Source organism: Cupriavidus sp. DF5525 (assembly GCF_040149425.2).
GTDB classification, from domain to species: Bacteria; Pseudomonadota; Gammaproteobacteria; order Burkholderiales; family Burkholderiaceae; genus Cupriavidus; species Cupriavidus pickettii_A.
The window spans coordinates 3,549,723-3,569,833 of the sequence record NZ_CP168265.1 but is presented as its reverse complement, the minus strand read 5'-3'; the positions used below and the strand labels follow the sequence as shown (position 1 = coordinate 3,569,833).

The 20,111-nt window shown below is 64.9% G+C and carries 18 protein-coding genes, 2 pseudogenes and 1 riboswitch; of the genes and pseudogenes, 15 read left to right on the top strand and 5 right to left on the bottom strand.

All coding sequences use genetic code 11. From position 1 onward, the window contains the following. Positions 1-314 precede the first annotated feature (314 nt). The 6 genes from ABNX08_RS16635 to ABNX08_RS16610 are packed head-to-tail and all read left to right on the top strand — an operon-like array spanning position 315 to position 6,928. Positions 315-866: a GspH/FimT family pseudopilin gene (locus tag ABNX08_RS16635; protein WP_349607120.1), complete on the top strand. Its 552-nt coding sequence runs from the start codon at positions 315-317 to the stop codon at positions 864-866. Next, positions 857-1,450: a type IV pilus modification protein PilV gene (gene pilV / locus ABNX08_RS16630; RefSeq protein ID WP_349607121.1), complete on the top strand. Its 594-nt coding sequence runs from the start codon at positions 857-859 to the stop codon at positions 1,448-1,450. Before ABNX08_RS16635 ends, pilV begins: the two co-directional genes overlap by 10 nt. Next, positions 1,423-2,238 carry a PilW family protein gene (locus ABNX08_RS16625; RefSeq protein WP_349607122.1) on the top strand — a complete coding sequence of 272 codons (816 nt, stop codon included), beginning with the start codon at positions 1,423-1,425 and terminating at the stop codon, positions 2,236-2,238. The genes pilV and ABNX08_RS16625 overlap by 28 nt, the downstream gene beginning before the upstream one ends. Beyond that, positions 2,239-2,862 carry a pilus assembly protein gene (locus tag ABNX08_RS16620; RefSeq protein WP_349607123.1) on the top strand — a complete coding sequence of 208 codons (624 nt, stop codon included), beginning with the start codon at positions 2,239-2,241 and terminating at the stop codon, positions 2,860-2,862. After that, positions 2,859-6,470 carry a PilC/PilY family type IV pilus protein gene (locus ABNX08_RS16615; protein WP_349607124.1) on the top strand — a complete coding sequence of 1,204 codons (3,612 nt, stop codon included), beginning with the start codon at positions 2,859-2,861 and terminating at the stop codon, positions 6,468-6,470. The genes ABNX08_RS16620 and ABNX08_RS16615 overlap by 4 nt, the downstream gene beginning before the upstream one ends. After that, on the top strand, positions 6,467-6,928 hold the full coding sequence (locus tag ABNX08_RS16610; protein WP_022536208.1) for a type IV pilin protein: 462 nt from the start codon (positions 6,467-6,469) through the stop codon (positions 6,926-6,928). The genes ABNX08_RS16615 and ABNX08_RS16610 overlap by 4 nt, the downstream gene beginning before the upstream one ends. A gap of 18 nt (positions 6,929-6,946) precedes the next feature. On the opposite strand, the gene nrdR is transcribed toward ABNX08_RS16610, so the two are convergent. Both nrdR and glyA read right to left on the bottom strand, forming a co-directional pair. Further along, entirely contained in the window at positions 6,947-7,411 is a 465-nt protein-coding gene (nrdR, locus tag ABNX08_RS16605; RefSeq protein WP_022536207.1) for a transcriptional regulator NrdR, read from the bottom strand. A gap of 157 nt (positions 7,412-7,568) precedes the next feature. Beyond that, positions 7,569-8,816 (bottom strand): serine hydroxymethyltransferase, encoded by a 1,248-nt coding sequence (gene glyA / locus ABNX08_RS16600; protein ID WP_349607125.1) that lies wholly within the window; start codon positions 8,814-8,816, stop codon positions 7,569-7,571. Between the two features lie 128 nt (positions 8,817-8,944). Continuing rightward, positions 8,945-9,045, bottom strand: a riboswitch (ZMP/ZTP riboswitch). A 153-nt stretch (positions 9,046-9,198) separates the two neighbouring features. Here glyA and ybgC point away from each other — a divergent pair. The 7 genes from ybgC to ybgF all read left to right on the top strand — a co-directional run bounded on the left by ybgC (position 9,199) and on the right by ybgF (position 14,740). Further along, positions 9,199-9,603, top strand: a complete 405-nt coding sequence (gene ybgC / locus ABNX08_RS16595; protein ID WP_041681124.1) for a tol-pal system-associated acyl-CoA thioesterase — start codon at positions 9,199-9,201, stop codon at positions 9,601-9,603. After that, on the top strand, positions 9,600-10,283 hold the full coding sequence (gene tolQ / locus ABNX08_RS16590; RefSeq protein WP_022536204.1) for a protein TolQ: 684 nt from the start codon (positions 9,600-9,602) through the stop codon (positions 10,281-10,283). Before ybgC ends, tolQ begins: the two co-directional genes overlap by 4 nt. Positions 10,284-10,343: 60 nt before the next feature. Further along, positions 10,344-10,787 (top strand): protein TolR, encoded by a 444-nt coding sequence (tolR, locus tag ABNX08_RS16585; RefSeq protein ID WP_349607126.1) that lies wholly within the window; start codon positions 10,344-10,346, stop codon positions 10,785-10,787. Between the two features lie 48 nt (positions 10,788-10,835). Then, a complete protein-coding gene (gene tolA / locus ABNX08_RS16580) occupies positions 10,836-11,861 on the top strand; it encodes a cell envelope integrity protein TolA (protein WP_349607127.1) in 1,026 nt (341 codons plus the stop codon). A gap of 204 nt (positions 11,862-12,065) precedes the next feature. Then, on the top strand, positions 12,066-13,439 hold the full coding sequence (gene tolB / locus ABNX08_RS16575; protein WP_349607128.1) for a Tol-Pal system beta propeller repeat protein TolB: 1,374 nt from the start codon (positions 12,066-12,068) through the stop codon (positions 13,437-13,439). Positions 13,440-13,454: 15 nt separating this feature from the next. Further along, on the top strand, positions 13,455-13,964 hold the full coding sequence (gene pal, locus ABNX08_RS16570) for a peptidoglycan-associated lipoprotein Pal (protein WP_022536200.1): 510 nt from the start codon (positions 13,455-13,457) through the stop codon (positions 13,962-13,964). 17 nt (positions 13,965-13,981) lie between these two features. After that, positions 13,982-14,740 carry a tol-pal system protein YbgF gene (gene ybgF / locus ABNX08_RS16565; RefSeq protein ID WP_022536199.1) on the top strand — a complete coding sequence of 253 codons (759 nt, stop codon included), beginning with the start codon at positions 13,982-13,984 and terminating at the stop codon, positions 14,738-14,740. A gap of 58 nt (positions 14,741-14,798) precedes the next feature. On the opposite strand, the pseudogene ABNX08_RS16560 reads toward ybgF, so the two are convergent. Together ABNX08_RS16560 and ABNX08_RS16555 are read right to left on the bottom strand one after the other, a co-directional pair. Next, positions 14,799-15,809: pseudogene (locus ABNX08_RS16560) on the bottom strand (IS4 family transposase); the annotation flags it as partial. Between the two features lie 292 nt (positions 15,810-16,101). Beyond that, complete coding sequence (locus tag ABNX08_RS16555) at positions 16,102-17,232, bottom strand: IS110 family transposase (protein ID WP_349609889.1); 1,131 nt, start codon at positions 17,230-17,232, stop codon at positions 16,102-16,104. A 203-nt stretch (positions 17,233-17,435) separates the two neighbouring features. Here ABNX08_RS16555 and ABNX08_RS16550 point away from each other — a divergent pair, with 203 nt between their 5' ends. Then, the gene (locus ABNX08_RS16550) at positions 17,436-18,575 is read left to right on the top strand and encodes an IS110 family transposase (protein WP_374063614.1); all 1,140 of its coding nucleotides are present in this window, start codon (positions 17,436-17,438) and stop codon (positions 18,573-18,575) included. A gap of 354 nt (positions 18,576-18,929) precedes the next feature. Here ABNX08_RS16550 and ABNX08_RS16545 read toward each other — a convergent pair. Next, positions 18,930-19,235: pseudogene (locus tag ABNX08_RS16545) on the bottom strand (transposase domain-containing protein); the annotation flags it as partial. Positions 19,236-19,408: 173 nt separating this feature from the next. Here ABNX08_RS16545 and queC point away from each other — a divergent pair. Beyond that, positions 19,409-20,092 (top strand): 7-cyano-7-deazaguanine synthase QueC, encoded by a 684-nt coding sequence (gene queC / locus ABNX08_RS16540; RefSeq protein WP_349606608.1) that lies wholly within the window; start codon positions 19,409-19,411, stop codon positions 20,090-20,092. Positions 20,093-20,111: the final 19 nt, after the last annotated feature.

Genomic DNA, 20,111 nt, shown 5'->3' with positions numbered 1-20,111 from the left:
ACTATTGCGGGGTATCGCCACAGCCAGAAATTGGCTCACAGTTTCTGGGCTTGTGCCGGCCGGTCTGGACAGGCTGAAAAATCAAAAGAAGCAGTCGGGTGTGGCAACGGCGCGCCTCCGCAGAGAGGCGCCCGACGCCAGAACGGTTATTCCGGGGGTCATCATGAGCAGGGTCATTCCGAGGTTTTTGCAGGACGGTTCGCCAGTCAGTCGCCGGTTGCGCTGACATGGGCAGCCCATTTCGCACCCGCCGCGCCGGGTGTGGAGGGCGCTCGTCGTTGTATGGCCGCTGGCAGGATGCGGGCATTGATGGCGTGCGTGCTTCACCCGGGGCCGGCCGAAAGCCTTCGGCGGGCTTCACGCTGATCGAACTGCTGGTCGTGGTGGCGCTGATCGCCATCACGACGTCGTTCGCCGTGCCTTCTTTTCAGAGCTTCCTGGAGCGCGCGCGCACCGATGCGGCTACCGCCGAGGTGGCCGGCCTGTTCTCACTGGCGCGCAGCGAAGCCATCCGCCGCAACGCGCCGGTGACCATCTGCCGCGCCACCACGGCCACCAGCACGGTCTGTGCGCAGGATGCGCAGGCGGACTGGGGCGGGCGCTGGATCCTGTTCCAGGACACCGACAACGACCAGATCCGCGCCGCGACCGAGGAGATCATCCGCGTGCGGGATGCGGGCAATGCCGGCCTGGCGCTGTCCCTGGCGGCGCCGGTGCAGGCGATCCAGATCACGTCGCGAGGCTTCCTGTCCGCAGGCAACGCGCTGGCGTTCCACGTTGCGGCGTCCGGCTCGGATCGCCTCGCACGCAATGTCTGCGTGTCGCAATCGGGGCGGGTGGATCAGAGGACTGCGACATGCAGTTGATCCCACGCTACAAGCGACGCCAGTCCGGCACCAGCCTGATCGAGGTGCTGATCACGATGGTGCTGGTTGCGATCGTGCTGATCGGCATGATGTCGCTGCAGGCGGCGTCGCTACGCTACCGCTCCGGTGCCAGCGTGCGCTACACCATCGTCGACGCGGCGACCGACCTGTCCGAGCGCATCCGCGCCAATACCTCGGCCCTGGCCGAGGGCGTTCCCGAGGGCGCGAACGCCTACCTCGATGCGCTGGCCGTGCAGCCGCCCGCGGCGCCGGCCAAGGACTGCAGCCGGGTCACTTGCGACGGCGCGGAATACGCCGCTTGGGACGTGTCGCAATGGTGGGCAATGCTGATCGCGCAACTGCCCGGCGCCGGAGTCGCTTCATGGACTTCGCCTGCCGCGGCGGCGCCCGCGGGCACCATTCCGGCCGGCTTTGTCAGCTACCGCCTCGAGCTCTACTGGAAGGATCCGGCCTCCACGGCTGCCGCGGCGGACTGCTCGCAGGCCGCGAACAACTATTTCGCCACGCTGGCCGGGTTTGATACCAGGGGAGTCACATGCGCTACCGTCACCCTTCGGCCCTGATCCGTCGCAGCCGCGGGCGCTCGCTGATCGAGATCATGATCGCGCTGGTGCTCAGCCTGTTGCTGCTGGGCTCGATCACCGCGTTCTACCTGACCACGCAGCGCAGCACGCGCACGCAGGAAGGCCTGCGCAGCATCGATGACGGCGCGCGCTGGGCGCTGTCGGTAATGGGCGACCAGTTGCGCCTGGCCGGTCTTGGCCGGGTCGACCTGTCGCTGCTGAGCGCGCGGCCGGTGACCTTTGACGGCGCGCCGGTGCAGGGATGCGACGGCGGCATGGCGGATGTCAACACCGGTGCCTGCATTGCCGTGGCGAATGCAAATCCCGATGCCGTCACCGTGCGCTACCTGCGCCTGGACGGCTCGCTGTCGAGCATGACCGACTGCAACGGCCGCGCCATCCCGGTAGCGCGCGGCACGGCGGAGAACGCCTTTTACCTTGCGGGCTCGACGCTGATGTGCCGCGGCTCGGACGGCGCCACCATGGCGGCGTCGCGCTCCGAGGCCATCCTTGAAAACGTGCAGGACCTGCAGATTACCTACGGCCTGGCGCAGGATGCCGACTCGGTCAACGTGACGCAGTACCAGCCGGCCAGCGCGCTGGCGGCGGCAGACTGGAACCGCGTGGTCAGCGTGCGCGTGTGCCTGCTGGTGAGCGATCCCAGCGCCGTCAACGCGGACGTGGCGACCAGCTTCCGCGACTGCGGCGACAACGTCCAGAACGTCGCCGACGGCCGCGTACGCCGGCGCTTTACCAGCAGCTTCGCGCTGCGTAACCGGGTGGGCTGAATGAGGAAGAACGCAATCCGGAAGCACCCGCCACTACATGCGCGGCGCCATGCGCGCGGCGTGGTGCTGGTGGTGGCGCTGGTGATCATCGTGATCGTCTCGATGCTGACGGTCTGGAGCATGCGCGGCAGCCTGTTCGACGAACGCCTGGCGGGGAACAACCGCGACCACCAGGTGGCGTTCCAGGCGGCGGAACTGGGGCTGCGCTTCTGCGAGGGGGTGGTGGTCACCGGGCAACCGGCGGCGCTGTTCAACCGCATGTACCGCAAGGACATGAGTGCCATCGTCAACGCGGCAACCCCGCCGGTCGACAGCGCCGGCCAGCTCAAGCTCGGCTACCTCGATGCCAACGGCCGCCAGTTCTGGGAGGTGCCGTCCAACTGGGATACCAGCGTGAACGCCGAGCCCAATACCAACGTCATCGTCATTCCCGCCAGCGATGGCGTGACCCTGCGCGAAGCCGCGGCGGCGCCGCGCTGCTTTATCGAAGAGATCCGCAAGCCGTCCAAGGTCAGGAATACGCAGACCGGCATGCCGATCAATATCCACTACCGCGTCACTGCCCTGGGTACCGGCATCAACGCCGGCACGCAGGTCACGCTCCAGTCGGAGGTACGGCAATGACAGTCTTCAGCAAAGGGTTCCGCCGGTCCGTCGCGGCCACGGTGGCATGCGCGACAGCGATGCTGCCGGTATCGGCCGGCCATGCCGCGATTTCGCAGCAGCCGCTGATCTTCAGCACGTCGGTGGCGCCGAACGTGATGTTCACGCTGGATGACTCGGGCTCGATGATGTTCGAAATCACGCCGGAGAGTCTGTCGCCGAATGGAACGGAATCGAAATGGGACCTGACGCCGAGCGGTGATGACGACAACTGGCTGATTTATACCTTCCCGTTGCCATCCGGCGGCCGTGTCTATTCGGGCAATGGCAGTTACTACTCCGGCAGAAAGGCCTCGGTAGTGAACTTCAGCAGCAGCTCGCTTGCGGCAGCGCGATATCGGACGGCGACGCTGAACGTTTCCTACTACAACCCCGACGTCACCTACCGCCCGTGGTTCGATCCGGCCAACAAGCTGGTCAACGCCGACCCGAAGCAGGCGTATTACAACCCGATGCTGACGGGCAAGGGCTCGATCGACCTGACCAGCGACAAGACGGTAGAGACATACTGGCTCAGCAATGACGGGAAGAGCTATTCAAAAAAAGGAGTCACTTTCTACCCCGCGCTCTACTACCGATACGATCCGACGCTCAGCAACTGCAACAAGACCACGTCGGACCTGGATTGCTTCAAGCGCTACGAGGTCAAGTCCGGATTCACCTTCCCGCACAACGGCAAGCGCACGGACTGCGCAGCGGCGACAAGCTGCACCTACGCAGAGGAAATCCAGAACTTCGCCAACTGGTTCCAGTACTACCGCTCGCGCATCCTGGCCATGCGCGCCGCGGTAGGGCAGGCGTTCGCGGGGCAGAACGAAGCCATCCGCGTGGGCTTTACCTCCATCAACGACGACACCGAGTCGGGTACTTCGACCTACGCCGGCATCCGCCGCGCGGTGGCGCCCTTCGATACCACCAACAAGCCCCAGTTCTACCAGGACTTCTACAGCCTGGGCATCAGCGCCAACGGCACGCCGCTGCTCGGTGGGATGGAGACTGTAGGCAAGTACTTCCAGAACAACGCCCAGCCGTGGACTGAGCCCGGTAGCACCAAGGAAAGCGCCTGCCGCGCCAGCTACCACATCTTGTCGACCGATGGTTACTATTCGGACAGCACCTCGGTCGGCAATATCGATAACAACAAGGGATCGAAGATTTCGCCGGTGTCGGGCACGGCTTACCAATACCAGCCGGTGACGCCGTACAAGGACGACTACTCCAACACGCTCGCCGACGCGGCGATGAAGTACTGGGTCAATGACCTGCGCACGACCGAGAACCGCGTGCCGACCAATGCCCGCGACGAAGCCTTCTGGCAGCACCTGGTCACGTTCACGCTGGGGCTCGGCGTCAAGGGGTCGCTGGAGTCGGATCCGAACAACCAGCCGAGCAACCCCAATGCCTCGCGCAGTGACGTGCTTGATGCCATCCTGGCCAAGCTGAAGGCGGGCACGATTTCCTGGCCCAAGGCGTCCAGCAGCGACCAGACCAAGATCGATGACCTCTGGCACGCGGCGGTCAACACGCGCGGCGACAACTACAGCGCCGGCGATACTACCGGCCTTGCCGAGGCGCTGAACAACGCACTGACGCAGATCGCCTCGCGCAGCGGCTCGTCGTCATCGGCCGCGACCAACTCGACCACGCTGAACACCGATACCGCGCTGTTCCTGACGCGCTTCCGCTCCGGGGCCTGGACCGGCGAGCTGCTGTCGCAGAGCTTTAACGCGACCGATCGCACCTTTTCGATCCAGAACTGGAACGCGTACCAGAAGATGCCCGCTGCCGCGTCGCGCAAAATCTATACATGGTCGCCGGGCGGCACCGCTCCCGTCGGCAAGCCCTTCACCTGGGCCAGCGACAGCGATGCTTCGCTGTCCACCGCGCAGAAGACCGCGCTGGGCGGCGACAAGGCCATCGTCTCCTACCTGCGCGGCGATACCACGCTGGAGAAGCGCAACGGCGGCAAATACCGCGACCGCGTGACCGACAACGGCAGCGGCAGCGCGGTGTCCAACGTGCTGGGCGATATCGTCAACTCCTCGCCGATCTACGTGAAGGCGGCGGACGCCGGCTACGACTACCTGAAGGCAGACGGCGGCGGCAGCTACTTCTCCTTCCTCGCCAACAACCGCACCAACCGCAGGCCGATGATCTATGTCGGCGCCAACGACGGCATGCTGCACGGCTTCGATGCGCTGACCGGCGTCGAGAAGTTCGCCTACCTGCCCAACCAGGCGATCGTCGGCACCAACTCGGTCAAGGCGCTGGCCTCGCCGGACTATGTCCACCGCTTCTTCGTCGATGCCACGCCGAGCGCCGGCGATGTCTTTATCCCCAGCGGCTCCGGAAGTACGGCCAGCTGGCGCACGGTGCTGGTGGGCGGCATGGGGGCAGGAGGCAAGGGCATGTTCGCACTCGACGTGACCGACCCGGCGAACTTCGACGAGAAGAAGGTCATGTGGGAGATCGCCGGCGATACCGAGGCCGACCTGGGCTACACCATCGGCACGCCGGTGATCGGGCGCGTCAACAGCGGCAAGTGGGTGGCGATCTTCGGCAACGGCTATGAGAGCAGCTCTGGCAAGGCCGTGCTTTATATCGTCGACCTGGCGAACCCATTCGCCACCGGCGGCATCCAGAAGATCTATGCCGATGCCAAGGAAACCACGGCTACCGGCAACGGCAACGGCCTGAGCAGCCCGGAAGTGGTCTATGACGACAACCTGACCATCCAGGCCGTCTATGCCGGCGACCTGAAGGGCCGGCTGTGGAAGTTCGACCTGTCCGGCGCCAACCCGTCGGCATGGGCTGCGCGCATGGGTACCACGCAGGGCGCGCCGCTGTTCACCGCGGTGAGCGCGTCCAACGTGGCCCAGCCGATCACGGCGGCACCGACCGCGCTGATCAATCCCAAGGACCCGAACAAGGGCTTCCTGCTGACCTTCGGCACCGGCCGCTTCTACGATGCCGCCGACACCGCCGCCACCGGCTACAACTCGGTCTACGGCGTGTGGGACAACAATGTCTCGTCGGCCACGCGCGGCAACCTGCGCGCGCAGGCGCTGGCCACCGGCTCGATGATGGTGGACGGGGCAGCGCGCACGGTATTCACGCTCAGCAGCAACACCGTCGACTACACCACGCAGCGCGGCTGGTATATCGACCTGCTGGCCCAGGGCGAGCGCGTGGTGGTAAAGCCCAAGATGGATGCGGAACGGCTGGTGGTCACCACGCTGACACCGTCCACCGATGAATGCGTGGGTGGCATCAGCTCCAACCTGTTCGACTTTGCCGCGCTGACCGGCGGGGCGCTGACGTACTCTGTGCTCGACGTAAGCAGCGACGGCAAGATCGACGGTGACGACAGCCTGAAGATCAACAATAAGGTGCTGGTGGTGTCCGGTATCGCGCAGCAGGGCAATTTCGGTTCGACCATCTTCACCGGGGGCGGTGGCAGCAGCGACCACCTCAAGGTCGCCAGTGCCACCACCGGCGATGTGATCAGCGTGGTGGAGAAAGGCAATATCGCCCGCAACCGGCTGTCGTGGAGGCAGATATCCCAATGACGAACCGCTTCCGCAACCGCCGCGACATGCGCGGCGTGACGCTGATCGAGCTGATGGTGACGGTGGTGATCCTGGGCATCATCGCCTCGGTCGCCATCCCCAACTACACCGAGTATGTGCGGCGCGGCTACCGCACCGATGCGCGCGGCATGATGACCGAGGCGGCGCAGCAGCTCGAGCGCTTCCGCTCGGTCAACGGCCGCTATGACCAGACCCCGGCCGGCGTGGCGTTCGCGCTGCCGGCGGCACTGCGGACTTCGCCGCGTGACAGCAACCGGGTGCGCTACAACATCTCGATCGTGGCCAATACGCTGACGGCAAACGGCTACTGGCTGCAGGCGGTACCGGTGGATGCGGCGGACGCGTGCGGCATCTACCTGCTCGACCAGACGGGCGCGCGGCTGAACACGGTCGGGGCCAACCCGGCCGTGTACCTGCAGAACTGCTGGGAGCGATAAGAGAGCGAGGGGGAGAGGCTAGCGCTTGCTGTTGCCCGCGGTCACTTCCGCGAGCACGTCGGAGAACTCCGACACATCCTCGAAGCTCCGGTACACCGAAGCAAAGCGGATATAGGCAATCTTGTCGAGCTTGCGCAGCTCGCGCATCACCAGTTCGCCGACCTGGCTGCTGGGGATTTCCTTCTCGCCCAGCGACAGCAGCTTTTCTTCGATGCGGGTGATGGCTTCATCGATGGCCTCGGCCGAGACCGGGCGCTTGCGCAGCGCCAGGCGCATCGAATCCTTCAGCTTGGCGCGCGTGTAGTCCACGCGCGAACCGTTTTTCTTGACGATGGCGGGGAAGAACAGCTCGATCCGCTCATAGGTGGTGAAGCGGCGATCGCAGGCCTCGCAGCGGCGGCGCCGGCGCACGGCATCGCCGTCTTCCGACATGCGCGTGTCGAGTACCTGGGTATTGGAATGACCGCAAAAGGGACATTTCATGCCGACCACCTTCAGTTGAACCCCGTCGCCTTGTCCGTGTTGTCGTTCTGCGGTGGCGGGGGCGGGTTGGCCAGGCCCGCAAGCCGGGCGCCGGATGAAGGCGTGGCTTGCGGGGCTGCCGGCCGCCCCCACGACATGCGGGGGCGGCCTTGATGCATCAGCCGTAGACCGGGAAACGCTTGGTCAGGGCGGCCACCTGCTCGCGCACGCTGGCGATGTTCGCGGCGTCGTGCGGGTTGTCCAGCACATCGGCGATCAGGTTGCCGACGACGCGGGCTTCTTCTTCCTTGAAGCCGCGCGTGGTCATGGCCGGCGAGCCCAGGCGGATGCCCGAGGTCACGAACGGCTTTTCCGGATCGTTGGGGATGGCGTTCTTGTTGACGGTGATATGCGCCTCGCCCAGGATGCGCTCGGCTTCCTTGCCGGTGATGTTCTTGGCGCGCAGGTCGACCAGCATCACGTGGCTTTCGGTGCGGCCCGAGACGATGCGCAGGCCGCGCGCGATCAGGGTCTCGGCCAGCACGGCGGCATTCTTCACCACTTGCTGCTGGTATTCCTTGAACTCGGGGGTCAGCGCTTCCTTGAACGCCACCGCCTTGCCAGCGATCACGTGCATCAGCGGGCCGCCCTGGATGCCGGGGAAGATCGCCGAGTTGATTGCCTTCTCGTGCTCGGCCTTCATCAGGATCACGCCGCCGCGCGGGCCGCGCAGGCTCTTGTGCGTGGTGGTGGTGACGAAGTCGGCGTGCGGCACCGGGTTCGGGTAGACGCCGGCGGCGATCAGGCCGGCGTAGTGGGCCATGTCGACCATGAAGTAAGCGCCGATCGACTTCGCGACCTTGCTGATGCGCTCGAAGTCGATGCGCAGTGCGAAGGCCGAGGCACCGGCGATGATCAGCTTGGGCTTCTTCTCTTGCGCCAGCTTTTCCAGCGCGTCGTAGTCGATGTCTTCCTGGGCGTTCAGGCCGTAGCTGACCACGTTGAACCACTTGCCGCTCATGTTCAGCGCCATGCCGTGGGTCAGGTGGCCGCCTTCGGCCAGGCTCATGCCCATGATGGTGTCGCCCGGCTTGAGCATGGCGAAGAACACGCCCTGGTTGGCCTGCGAGCCCGAGTTGGGCTGCACGTTGGCGGCGTCGGCGCCGAACAGCTGCTTGACGCGGTCAATGGCCAGCTGCTCGACCATGTCGACATATTCGCAACCGCCGTAGTAGCGCTTGCCGGGGTAGCCCTCGGCGTACTTGTTGGTCAGCTGCGAACCCTGCGCGGCCATCACGGCCGGCGACGTGTAGTTTTCGGAAGCGATCAGCTCGATGTGATCTTCCTGACGCTGGTTTTCCTTCTGGATGGCGGCAAAGACCTCGGGGTCGATCTGGTCGATCGTAAAACGGCTGCGTTCGAACATGGCGAAACTCGTCTGAAAAAAGGGAATCCGATTAGCGCATCGGGGGTAGGGCGCGCGGGGAAGGCTGATGGCGTCCGGTACCGGCGGTTCTATATAAGACCGTCGCTACAGGGCGCACCCTGCTTCCCATTCGCTGCCCAGGCGAGCGGCAGGCGTCTGAACTTCACGCCAGAGAACTTGCGCTTCCTCGTGGTAGTGCCCACTGACATCGCCAGTCGCGCAAGATGGAATGGTTGCGCGCAGTGTAGCGCGGAGAGTGCGCCCGCCGCAAGCCGTCGGCCCGCCAGCCAAGCCCTGGCAAGGGCTGGCCAGCAACTTGCTGTTGCAAACTAGTCGTGCGGGTTTACACGAAGCGCCGGCGCTCTCCGTTACAATCGCGGCCATGACAAACTTTGTCTGGACCCTGCGGGTGTACTGGGAAGACACCGACGCGGGCGGCGTAGTGTTCTACGCAAACTATCTGAAGTTCTTCGAACGAGCCCGCACCGAGTGGCTGCGCTCGCTCGGCATCGAACAGCAGGCGCTCGCCGACGAGGCGGGCGTGGTGTTTATCGTCCGCAGCACTGCGGTGGACTACAATGCGCCCGCCCGGCTGGACGACCAGCTCGATATCCGCACGCGCATCGACCGGGTCGGACCGGCCTCGGTCCAGTTCACCCAGGAAGCCTGGCGCGCCGAGCTGTTGCTGGCCACCGGCGCCATTCGCGTTGGATGTGTCGATCGAAGCACTTTCCGTCCCGCCCCGATTCCCGCCCCCGTCCTAGCTACCATCAAGTCCGCCCGATGAATCCCGTGACCGTCACACAAGACATGTCGATCATTACGCTGGTGCTCCACGCCAGCCTGCTGGCACAGGCCGTCATGGTGCTGTTGCTCGTCATGTCGCTGTTTTCGTGGACCTATATCTTCCGCAAGCACCTGGCGGTGCGCTCGGCGCGAACCCAGACCGAGGGGTTCGAGCGCGACTTCTGGGCCGGCGGCGACCTGCAGGCGCTATATAACAGTGCTGTCAACAACCGCCACAACACCGGCGCGCTGGAACGGATCTTCGAATCCGGCATGGGCGAGTTCCTGAAGGCACGCGAGCGCGGCAACGAAGCCGGCGCGCTGCTCGACGCGGCCCGTCGCGCCATGCGCGCAGCCTACCAGCGCGAGATGGACGTGCTCGAGTCGCACCTGCCGTTCCTGGCGTCGGTCGGCTCGGTCAGCCCGTATATCGGCCTGTTCGGCACGGTGTGGGGGATCATGAACGCGTTCCGTGGTCTGTCGAATGTGCAGCAGGCGACGCTCGCCTCGGTGGCCCCCGGCATCGCCGAAGCGCTGGTAGCCACGGCCATCGGCCTGTTCGCGGCCATCCCGGCGGTGATCGCCTATAACCGCTACGCCACGGAGATCGACCGCCTGGCGATCCGGTTCGAGAGCTTCATGGAAGAGTTCCTGAACATCCTGCAACGCCAGGCCCGCTAACCGAATCTAATACAAACGGTCCGGGCGCAAGCCCGGACCGGTGTTTCCAGGAGTCCTGCAATGGCAGCCATTCAGCGCCGCGGCGGCTCGCGCCGCCGGGCAAGCGCCGACATCAATGTCGTGCCATATATCGACGTCATGCTCGTGCTGCTGGTCATCTTCATGGTGGCGGCGCCGATCGTGAGTCCTGCCACCGTGGACCTGCCCACCGTGGCCAACGCCACGCCGCAGCAGAAGGCGCCGCCGATCGTGGTCACCGTGCACGAGAGCGGCCAGCTCACCGCGCGCGGCAAGGACAACGCCGGCAATGCCTTCGAGCGCAAGGTCGACAAGCAGGGCCTGCTCGACTTCGTGCACCAGCGCCAGAACGAGAATCCCGACCAGCCGGTGGTGATTGCCGCCGACCGCTCGGTCAAGTACGAGGCGGTGCTCGACGTGATGTCGATCCTGAAGGCCGACGGCATCAAGCGCGTCGGCCTGATGGTCAAGTCCAAGACCTCCTGACGCATTGAAGCGCCTATCTGATTGCCATTGCGATTGCCGTTGCGCCCGATGAATACCGTCGCCGCCTATCCCTACCAGCCGGTCAAGGAGCGAGGAACCCTGCGTTCCTTCCTGTTCGCGCTCGTCATGCACCTGCTGCTGGGCATCGTGCTGTATTACGGCGTGCGCTGGCAGAGCAGCACGCCGGTCGGCGCCGAGGCCGAGCTATGGGAAGAAATCCCCGCTGCCACAGCGCCGCCGCCGCCGCCCGAGCCTGAGCCGGTGGTGCAGCCTCGCCCGGTGCCGCCGCCGCCCCAGGTGAAGAGCAAGGTCGAGGAAGACGCCGACATCGCGCTCGAGCGCCAGAAGCGCCGAGCCGAAGCGGCTGCGCGTGAAGAGGCCGAGCGCAAGGAAGCAGCCGCCCGCAAGGAAGCGGAGCGCAAGGAGGCCGAGCGCAAGGAAGCCGCCCGCAAGGAAGACGAGCGGCGCGAGGCCGAGCGCAAGGAAGCGCAGCGCAAGGACGACGCGAAGAAGAAGGCTGCGCAGCAGGAGCAGCAGCGCAAGGAACTGGCCGAGCGCAAGGAAACCGAACGCAAGGAAGCGGACGCCAAGGCCAAGGCCCAGGCGGACGCGAAGGCGAAGAATGAGGCCGAGGCCAAGGCCAAGGCCAAGGCGGATGCCGACGCCAAGGCCAAGCGCGAGGCCGCGGCCAATGCGCAGCGCCAGAGCGAACTGGCGCGCCTGCAGGCGCTGGCCAGCGGCTCGAGCGCGGGCGGTGGCGGAGTCGGCAGTTCGGCCGGCGCGGGCGCCGGTGGCGGCGGCAAGGCGTCGCCGGGCTATGCCGACCGCGTGCGCCGCCGCGTGAAACCGAACATCGTCTTCACCGAAGACGTGCAGGGCAACCCGACCGCGGTGGTGTCGGTGCGGCTGGCGCCGGATGGCTCGCTGATGTCGGCGCGCCTGTCCAAGTCCAGCGGCAATTCGGACTGGGACAACGCCGTGCTGCGCGCGGTCGAGCGTTCCGACCCGCTGCCGCGCGACGAGGATGGCAAGGCGCCAGGCAGCTTTACCATCACCTTCCGGCCGAAGGACTGAGTGACCCGGGCGTCATGATTTGCAACATAATGCAACCATCATCGCCGGGGTCCGGTCCCATCGCTACCATGGCAGGTTGCCTGACGCAGCCGGCAGTGTGCAACGCGCACGCAGAACGGGAGTGCGCCATGCGCAGCGCCCGACCTGCCCGTGTTGCCGATGCCTGCCGTGCCCGACGAATCTTGAAATCGACTGAGGAGCAGCATGCGAAAGCTTTGGGCCCCCAACTGGCTGTCCGCGAGGCGGCACAACGCAACTCAACCCGCAACCCTACCCGCAATTTCCGCCAGTCCCCTGGCGGGCCGCCGCGCGCTGATGGCGTGGCTGGCTGCGGCGCTGACGATGGCGGCAGGCGCCGCGCACGCGCAGCTGAATGTTGAGATCTCCGGCGTCGGCTCCAGCCAGATCCCCGTCGCCACCGCCAACTTCCAGGGCGAAGCCCAGGCCCCGCAGAACCTGACCGCCATCATCCGCGCGGATCTGGCGCGCAGCGGCCGCCTGCGCAATGTCGATCCCGGCGGCGCCACGGTGGCGGAATCCGCCAACGTCGACCTCGGCAGTTGGAAGTCGCGCGGCGCCGACGCCTTCGTCGCCGGCAGCGTAACCCCGGCCGGTGGCGGCCAGTACGAAGTGCGCTTCCGCCTGTACGACACCGTCAAGGGCCAGAGCCTGGGCGGGCTGGCCTTCACCGTCAACCAGGGCCAGCTGCGCGTGACCGCGCACAAGATCGCCGACTACATCTACGAAAAGCTGCTGGGCGAGCGCGGCGTGTTTGCCACGCGCCTGTCCTACGTGTCGCGCGTGGGTGGCCGCTACCAGCTGCTGATCTCCGACTCCGATGGCCAGAACTCGCAGGTGGCGCTGACCAGCAACGAGCCGATCATCTCGCCGTCGTGGTCCCCGGACGGCCGCCGCGTGGCCTATGTCTCGTTCGAGGCCAAGAAGCCCGTGGTGTACGTGCACGACCTGGCTACCGGCAAGCGCACGCTGGTGTCGAACCAGAAGGGCAACAACAGCGCGCCGTCGTGGTCGCCTGACGGCCAGCACCTGGCACTGGCGCTGTCGCGCGACGGCAATACCCAGGTCTACCAGGTCAACGCGGACGGCTCCGGCATCCGCCGCCTGTCCCGCAGCAGCGCCATCGACACCGAGCCGCAGTACTCGCCCGACGGCAAGAGCATCTACTTCACCAGCGACCGCGGCGGCGCGCCGCAGGTCTACCGTATGCCCGCCGGCGGCGAGGAAAGCGGCGGGGCGCAGCGTGTCACCTTCAAGGGCAGCTACAACGTAAGCCCGCGCATCTCGCCGGACGGCAAGTACCTGGCGTACATCTCGCGCGCGGGTGGCTTCAAGCTGCAACTGCAGGACCTGAGCAACGGCGACGTGACGTCGCTGACCGATACGGCCAACGACGAGGCCCCGAGCTTCGCCGCCAACGGCAAGTACATCCTCTATGCCACCCGCGTGGGCGGTCGCGCGGTCCTGGCGGCGGTTTCCACTGACGGGCGTACCCGGCAGGTTCTGTCCCTCCAGTCCGGCGATGTTCGCGAGCCGTCCTGGGGTCCTTTCATGCAATAACAGGAGTCATTCACCATGCCCCAACTGATGAGCAAAACCCTTGCCGTTGCCGCACTGCTGGCCTTGGGCGCCTGCAGCTCCGGCGTCAAGCTGGACGACACCGCCAATGCCGGCGCCGGCAAGGGCGGCGTCGGTACGGATCCGCGCGCGGTCACCCCGGTGACGGCCGCCGACCCGCTGAACGACCCGAACAGCCCGTTGGCCAAGCGCAGCGTGTACTTTGACTTCGACAGCTACTCCGTCAAGTCTGACTACCAGGGCATGCTGACCGAGCACGCCAAGTACCTGGGTTCCAACAAGGGCCGCAAGATCCTGATCCAGGGCAACACCGACGAGCGTGGCACCAGCGAGTACAACCTGGCGCTGGGCCAGAAGCGCGCTGAAGCCGTGCGCCGCTCGCTTGGCTCGATGGGCGTGCCCGACGGCCAGATGGAAGCCGTCAGCCTGGGCAAGGAAAAGCCCAAGGCCACCGGCCATGATGAAGCCTCGTGGGCTGAAAACCGCCGCGCGGACATCAACTACTGATCTGCGGATTGCCATCCATGAAAGCACGCGTTTCCACCCTGTTGTGGCTCGCCGCCGTCGCCGGCGGCGGCATGCTGCCGCTCACGCAGGTGCATGCCGGAGTGTTCGACGATGACGAGGCGCGCAAAGCGGTCATCACCTTGCGCGACCAGTTCAACGGTTTCCAGGCGACCGCGACCCAGCGCATCGAGCAGAACAGCCGCACCACGCTCGACATGCAGAACCAGCTCGAGGGCCTGCGCCAGGAAGTGGCGCGGCTGCGCGGCCAGAACGAAGTGCTGCAGAACACGGTGGACGCGCTGCAGAAGCAGCAGAAGGATTACTACGCCGACCTGGATGCGCGCCTGAAGAAATTCGAGCCGCAGCAGGTCACGGTCGAAGGCCGCGAAGGCGTGGCGCAGCCGGGCGAAAAGCCCGAATACGATGCCGCGCTCAAGCAGTTCCAGGCGGGCGACTTCAAAAGCGCCGGGAATTCGTTCTCGGCCTTCGTCAAGAAGTACCCGCAGAGCCCGTACCTGCCGCTGGCGCAGTACTGGCTCGGCAACTCGCTCTACGCGCAGCGCGACTACAAGGGGTCCACCTCGGTGCTGCAGACCATGATCAATAACAATCCGACGCACCCCAAGGTGCCGGATGCGATGATCGCGGTCGCCAACAACCAGCTCGAGTCCGGCCAGAAGGCGGCCGCGCGCAAGACGCTGGAGCAGGTGGTGGCCAAGTATCCGGGCACCGAAGGCGCGCAGGCGGCGAGCAACCGGCTGAAGACGCTGAAGTAACTGGCGACGGCGGCTTGCCGCTGGCTGTCCGCAAGGCCCGCTCCGGCGGTAATGCCGTTCAGTTAAGGTCCTTTCTGAGGAACCGGACGGAGTAGCGCTTAGGCAGGGCTTTGACTACACGGGGGCACTTACGCCCCCGTCGTTTTTGGACGATCGCCAACTGAAGTTTGGCGCGCATGCGCTGCAGATGGGCCGGCAGCTTGCCTGGGGCCATGCCGGCTGCCCAGATCAACTCGCCCTGTATCAGGCGCAAGGCCAGCACAAAGCTCAGGTCGGTGGGCTCGGCGCGGGCCTCGAGCGCAGCCTTGGCCATCTCCAGACGCACCAGGTTGTACGCAATCAGTGCCCCCCAGATTTCCTGATACACGCCCTCAGGCTGGCGGCTGCGCAAGGTCAGTTCGGCCCCGAGCATCGTCTGCTTCAGTTCCCGATAGCTGGTTTCTATTTCCCAACGGCGCTTGTAGCACCCAATGATGTCGGCTGCCTTGAAGCGCCGACGGTCTGTCAACGAGGTCAACAGGACGCGGTCTGAGTCCTCGTCCCGGATCGCGCGAGCTGTCCAAGTCTCTGGCAAGGCAGGATTCTTGCGGCGAGCCTGAGGCGAGACCTTCATCTGGACGATGCCATCGCCCTCGTTGCCTGAGAGCAGCTCCCACTGCAGATTCTTCTTGGCGGGGATCAGGAAGTGGCGCTCGCTGCCGCCCATGCGCAAGCCCCACAGGATCTCTGCGGCCAGAAAGCCCTTGTCAAAGATCGTCAACGAATGATCCGGGATCCGCTCAATGAGCTCCTTGGCATAGAGCATCTCGTTGCGCCCGTAACAGCCAAAGGCGATATCGGCAACAAGATGGGTGGGAACAGCCGTGAGCGAGACCCCGCGGACTTGTGGATAGCTGGCGACCTTGCCGCTGGCGTAGCTCTGCGCGCCAAAGTGGAGGCGATTCTCAGGGCTATCGGCGGTGCGGAAGGTGGTCCCATCCATGGCGTAAAGCGCCAAGCCCTTCCATTTGTAGTGCGCAGCATCCTGAGCCACCCACGCCCGCGCGGTCTGCTCGAACAGCCACAACAGAGATACTGATATGACTTCCCGTGTCAATGGGGGATTGGTTTCTAGTTTGTGAGCATTTGATCTGAATTTCCTGAGGGCGACGTAGCAGTAAGAGTCGACGGTGGATCACACTGATATTCGCGGGTTGGCTACCGCATTACAGAGGTCCGTCCAATGAGCCTGGCCGCTACCTATGGTCGCAAATCGGATGACATTCCTTGCGTAGTATCTTCGCGGGTTACTCGGGATGCCGGGCTACGCCGCCTTCAGGAAACTCCTCCAGTGGGTTGTGGTGGTTGGCCGAAGCGCTGTGTTATACCGCGTACGCCTCTCGCGGTATGGCCAACGACATGGCCAGTTGGCTGATGTCCCAGATGAACGCGCTCAGTTCGCGCGCCACCGCGACCACCGCAATGTTGTGGTTCTTGCCGCGCGCCGCCAGTTTGCGATAGCGGCGGCATAGCCGCAACTGCGCGTCCCAGGCGCGATCGATGATGACCTTCGGAATGCCTTCGTGCCGACGTTGGATATCGGGGCTCACGCGGGCCGGGTGCCGGTAGCTCCAGGCAGCCTCGACGAGCAGCTTCCTTGCGTAGCTGTTGCCGGTCTTGGTGATACTGCCCTGACGGCGCTTATCACCCGAGGAGTGTTCGGATGGTGTAACACCGAGCCAAGCCATCAGTTGGCGCGGATGCTCAAAGCGCGAGAGATCGCCCAATTCCGCGATCAAGCCCACAGCGGTGGTGAACTGCACCCCGCGCATGGCTTGCAAGCCTAATACGGCTGGATAGAAGTGCCAGTTGACCACCGCTTCGCGCAAGGCGGCTTCGAGACGGCTGCATTGCTCGAGGCGATCCTCGATCGTACGTCGATATTCGTTAAAGGCAAGTTGCTGCCACGCAGTGTCGAAGGCAAAGGCACTGATCCAGCGCCGGTGCGCCGCCCCCCAGTCGGCTCGGCCGCTGTAGCGCACACCGTGCGAAAGCAGAAAGGCCTTCAGCCGTTGCCGGGCGCGCTTCAGATCGTCTTTGGCGCTGACCCACGCGCGTGCCAGATCACGGAATGCTTCGTCCTCGATGCTGGGCACGTACACCGCCGACAGGTCCCCTGCACGCAACGAACGCACGAGCTTGACCGCATCGCGCCGATCGGTCTTGACGCGCTCGCCGGGTTTCTTCGGGATTAGCGACGGCGCGCATACCATGCACTCGAATCCCTTCCCTGCAAGCTGTCTGTAAAGGCCATATCCGCATGGGCCTGCCTCGTAGACGATTCGGATCCGCCGCGCTTTAGACTGCAGGCGTTTGCACAGGCGATCGATATCGGCCTTCGAGGTACCGATCTTGCCAAGCAGTTCGACCTCGCCCGTGCCGAGTGCGTAGGCGACCGTGATTGAGTCCTTGTGAACGTCCAGCCCTACATACAACGTGCTATCGTTTTCCATGCTGGCCTCCGCGCTGGAAATCGCCGGGTGCGGCCCTGTCCGCACCGTGCGGCTCTGGCAGCAATGCTAACCCGCGTTTGATTCCTCGCGGCGGGCCAGCCTCTGCAGCACGGGAAGTCATACTGCCTATGAAGGGGCCGCGGAGGCAACTCCTGGAGTAAAACGAAGATTCGCACTCTCGTTTCTCGAAAGGAGACACGCAAATGGACGCGCCTGACACAGCCCTTCATGGGCAGAATACGCCAATCACCGGCTGGCTGTACATGGCTTTCGAACTGGGTGAGAACACTTGGAAGCTGTCGTTCGGGGACAGCGTGCACGGACCGAGCCGGCATACCCTGGTGGCTGGCGATCTGAATGCAGTCCTGCAAGTGATCACCAAAGCCAAGGCACGCTTCGGCCTGGCGCCGCAAGCACCGGTGCGCAGTTGCTACGAAGCTGGGCGCGACGGCTTCTGGCTGCACCGCTGGTTGGCCGAGCAAGGAATCCATAACCTAGTGGTGGATTCGGCAAGCATCGAAGTCAACCGTCGTGCCCGGCGTGCCAAGACCGACCGGCTCGACGGCGACAAGCTGCTCTCCATGTTGATGCGCTACCACGCCGGCGAGCGGCGGGTGTGGGCAGTCGCACGGGTACCAACTGAAGAGCAGGAAGATGAACGGCGTTTGCACCGCGAGCTCGGTCGGCTCAAACAGGAACGTACGGCCCACAGCAACCGTGTTCGTTCGCTGCTGGTATTGCACAACCTGCGGGTCGCCCACATCGGTGACCGGTCCTGGCAGCAGTGGTGGAGCGATCATGGTTCACAACTTCCCCCTGGCTTGCGTGCCGAGATCGAGCGTGAAGTCGTGCGACTGGCGCTGGTGAAAGCGCAAATCAAGACAATCGAAGCCCAGCAGCACAAGGCGGTGAAGCTCAGCAGCACGCAGCCAGCCATCGCGCTGCTCGCGCGGCTCAGCGGTATCGGCATGGGCAGCTCCTGGCTCCTGGTCAAGGAACTGTTTGGCTGGCGGCGCTTTCACAATCGGCGCGAAGTCGCAGGTTGCCTGGGACTGGCGCCGACGCCCTACAGCAGTGGCGAAAGTGAGGTCGAGCAAGGCATCAGTAAGGCCGGCAACAAACGAGCGCGCTGGCTGATGATTGAACTGGCATGGAGCTGGCGACGCCACCAGCCAACGAGTCAGCTCACGCAATGGTTCAATGAGCGCTTCGCCCCAGGCAGCAAGCGCATGCGGCGCGTCGGTATCGTCGCACTTGCCCGTCGATTGGCCATTGCCCTGTGGCGCTATCTCGAGTACGGCGAGATTCCCCCCGGCGCAAGCCTCAAACCAGTAGCGACGTGATGCCGACCTAAGTGTGGACAGCAACGCGGTAACGATAGCCAGGTCAGCGCGCCCGTAGACAAGCCGGGCTACTCCCCCCCGCGGGTAGCCGTCGTTAGAGATGGGGCGCGCAGGTAACAGGGGTGGTCCCAGCGCTTTGCGCATGTGGTATGTGGTGCCCGGCTCCGCGCCGGCACGGATAGAAGGTAGCCGGGCAACAGCCCGTCATTGAGCACCCCGACCTCCGGCTTCGCCCGCCGCGTCAGTTCCCGCGAAGGAAAGCTAATGGCTTGCAAGGAAAGACATATCGAGCCCGACATGACAACTACATGAAATCCAATACTGAACGGGGGTTGACATCCTTGCCCTCATAGAAGGCTTGTCTCCAAGCCGCTCGCGGGCTTGGGCAATCCCGCTCTTGCTGACACAGGCGTTGGCATCGTTGGGCAGTGCCAGATCCAGCGTCTCCAGCACATCGGGAATCGATTGGTGCCGATAGAGCGCCAGCGCGATGACCAGCCAGACCACCTGCTCTGCTGGCAGTCGACGCCGGCGAACGGACGCTGTTCCTGTGGCTGCCAGCGCCTGCTCAATCCAAGCCATCGGCAGATGCTCGCTGAGCCGGGCAAAACTGGCCGGCTCACTAAGCTCAAGGGTGGCGTGGACTTGTTCCGATAGCATCGGAACGGCAAGTTAACAGCTCGACACCTTGTTTACAACCCCTGCAAAGAAAAATGCCGTTCAGACTTAACTGAACGGCATTACCGCTCCGGCGGGCCTTTTTCTTGGCTCGCGCTAGAATATGCGATTCGCCTGAACGTTTTGCGCGCCTGATTCGGCGCGCGCCCCCCATCATGACCAAACGCGCCATCGTCCTGCTTTCCGGCGGACTCGACTCCGCCACCGTACTCGCCATGGCCCGCGCCCAGGGCTTCGAGACCTATGCGCTGTCGATGCGCTATGGCCAGCGTCATTCGTCCGAACTGGAAGCCGCCAGGCGCGTGGCCGCGGCCCTGGGCGCCACCCGCCATGAGATCATCGACCTGGACCTGCGCCGCTTCGGCGGCTCGGCGCTGACCGACGATACGCTGGAGGTGCCGACCGACGGCGCTTCCACCGGCATCCCCGTCACCTACGTACCGGCGCGCAACACCATCATGCTGTCGCTGGCGCTTGGCTGGGCCGAGGCCGTCGGCGGGCGCGACCTGTTTTTCGGCGCCAATGCGGTCGACTACTCCGGCTACCCGGACTGCCGCCCGGAATACGTCGCCGCCTACGAGATCCTGGCCAACCTCGCCACCAAGGCCGGGGTCGAGGGCGACCGCTTTCGCGTGCACGCGCCCATCATCGACCTGACCAAGGCCGAGATCATCCGCGCCGGCATCGGCCTGGGCGTGGACTACAGCCTGACGGTGTCGTGCTACCAGGCCGACGACGACGGCCGTGCCTGCGGCGTGTGCGATTCATGCCGCATCCGGCGGGCCGGCTTCGAGGCCGCCGGCGTGCCCGATCCCACGCGTTACCAGGGCGCCGCCTGAGCACCCAGACCGCCTCATC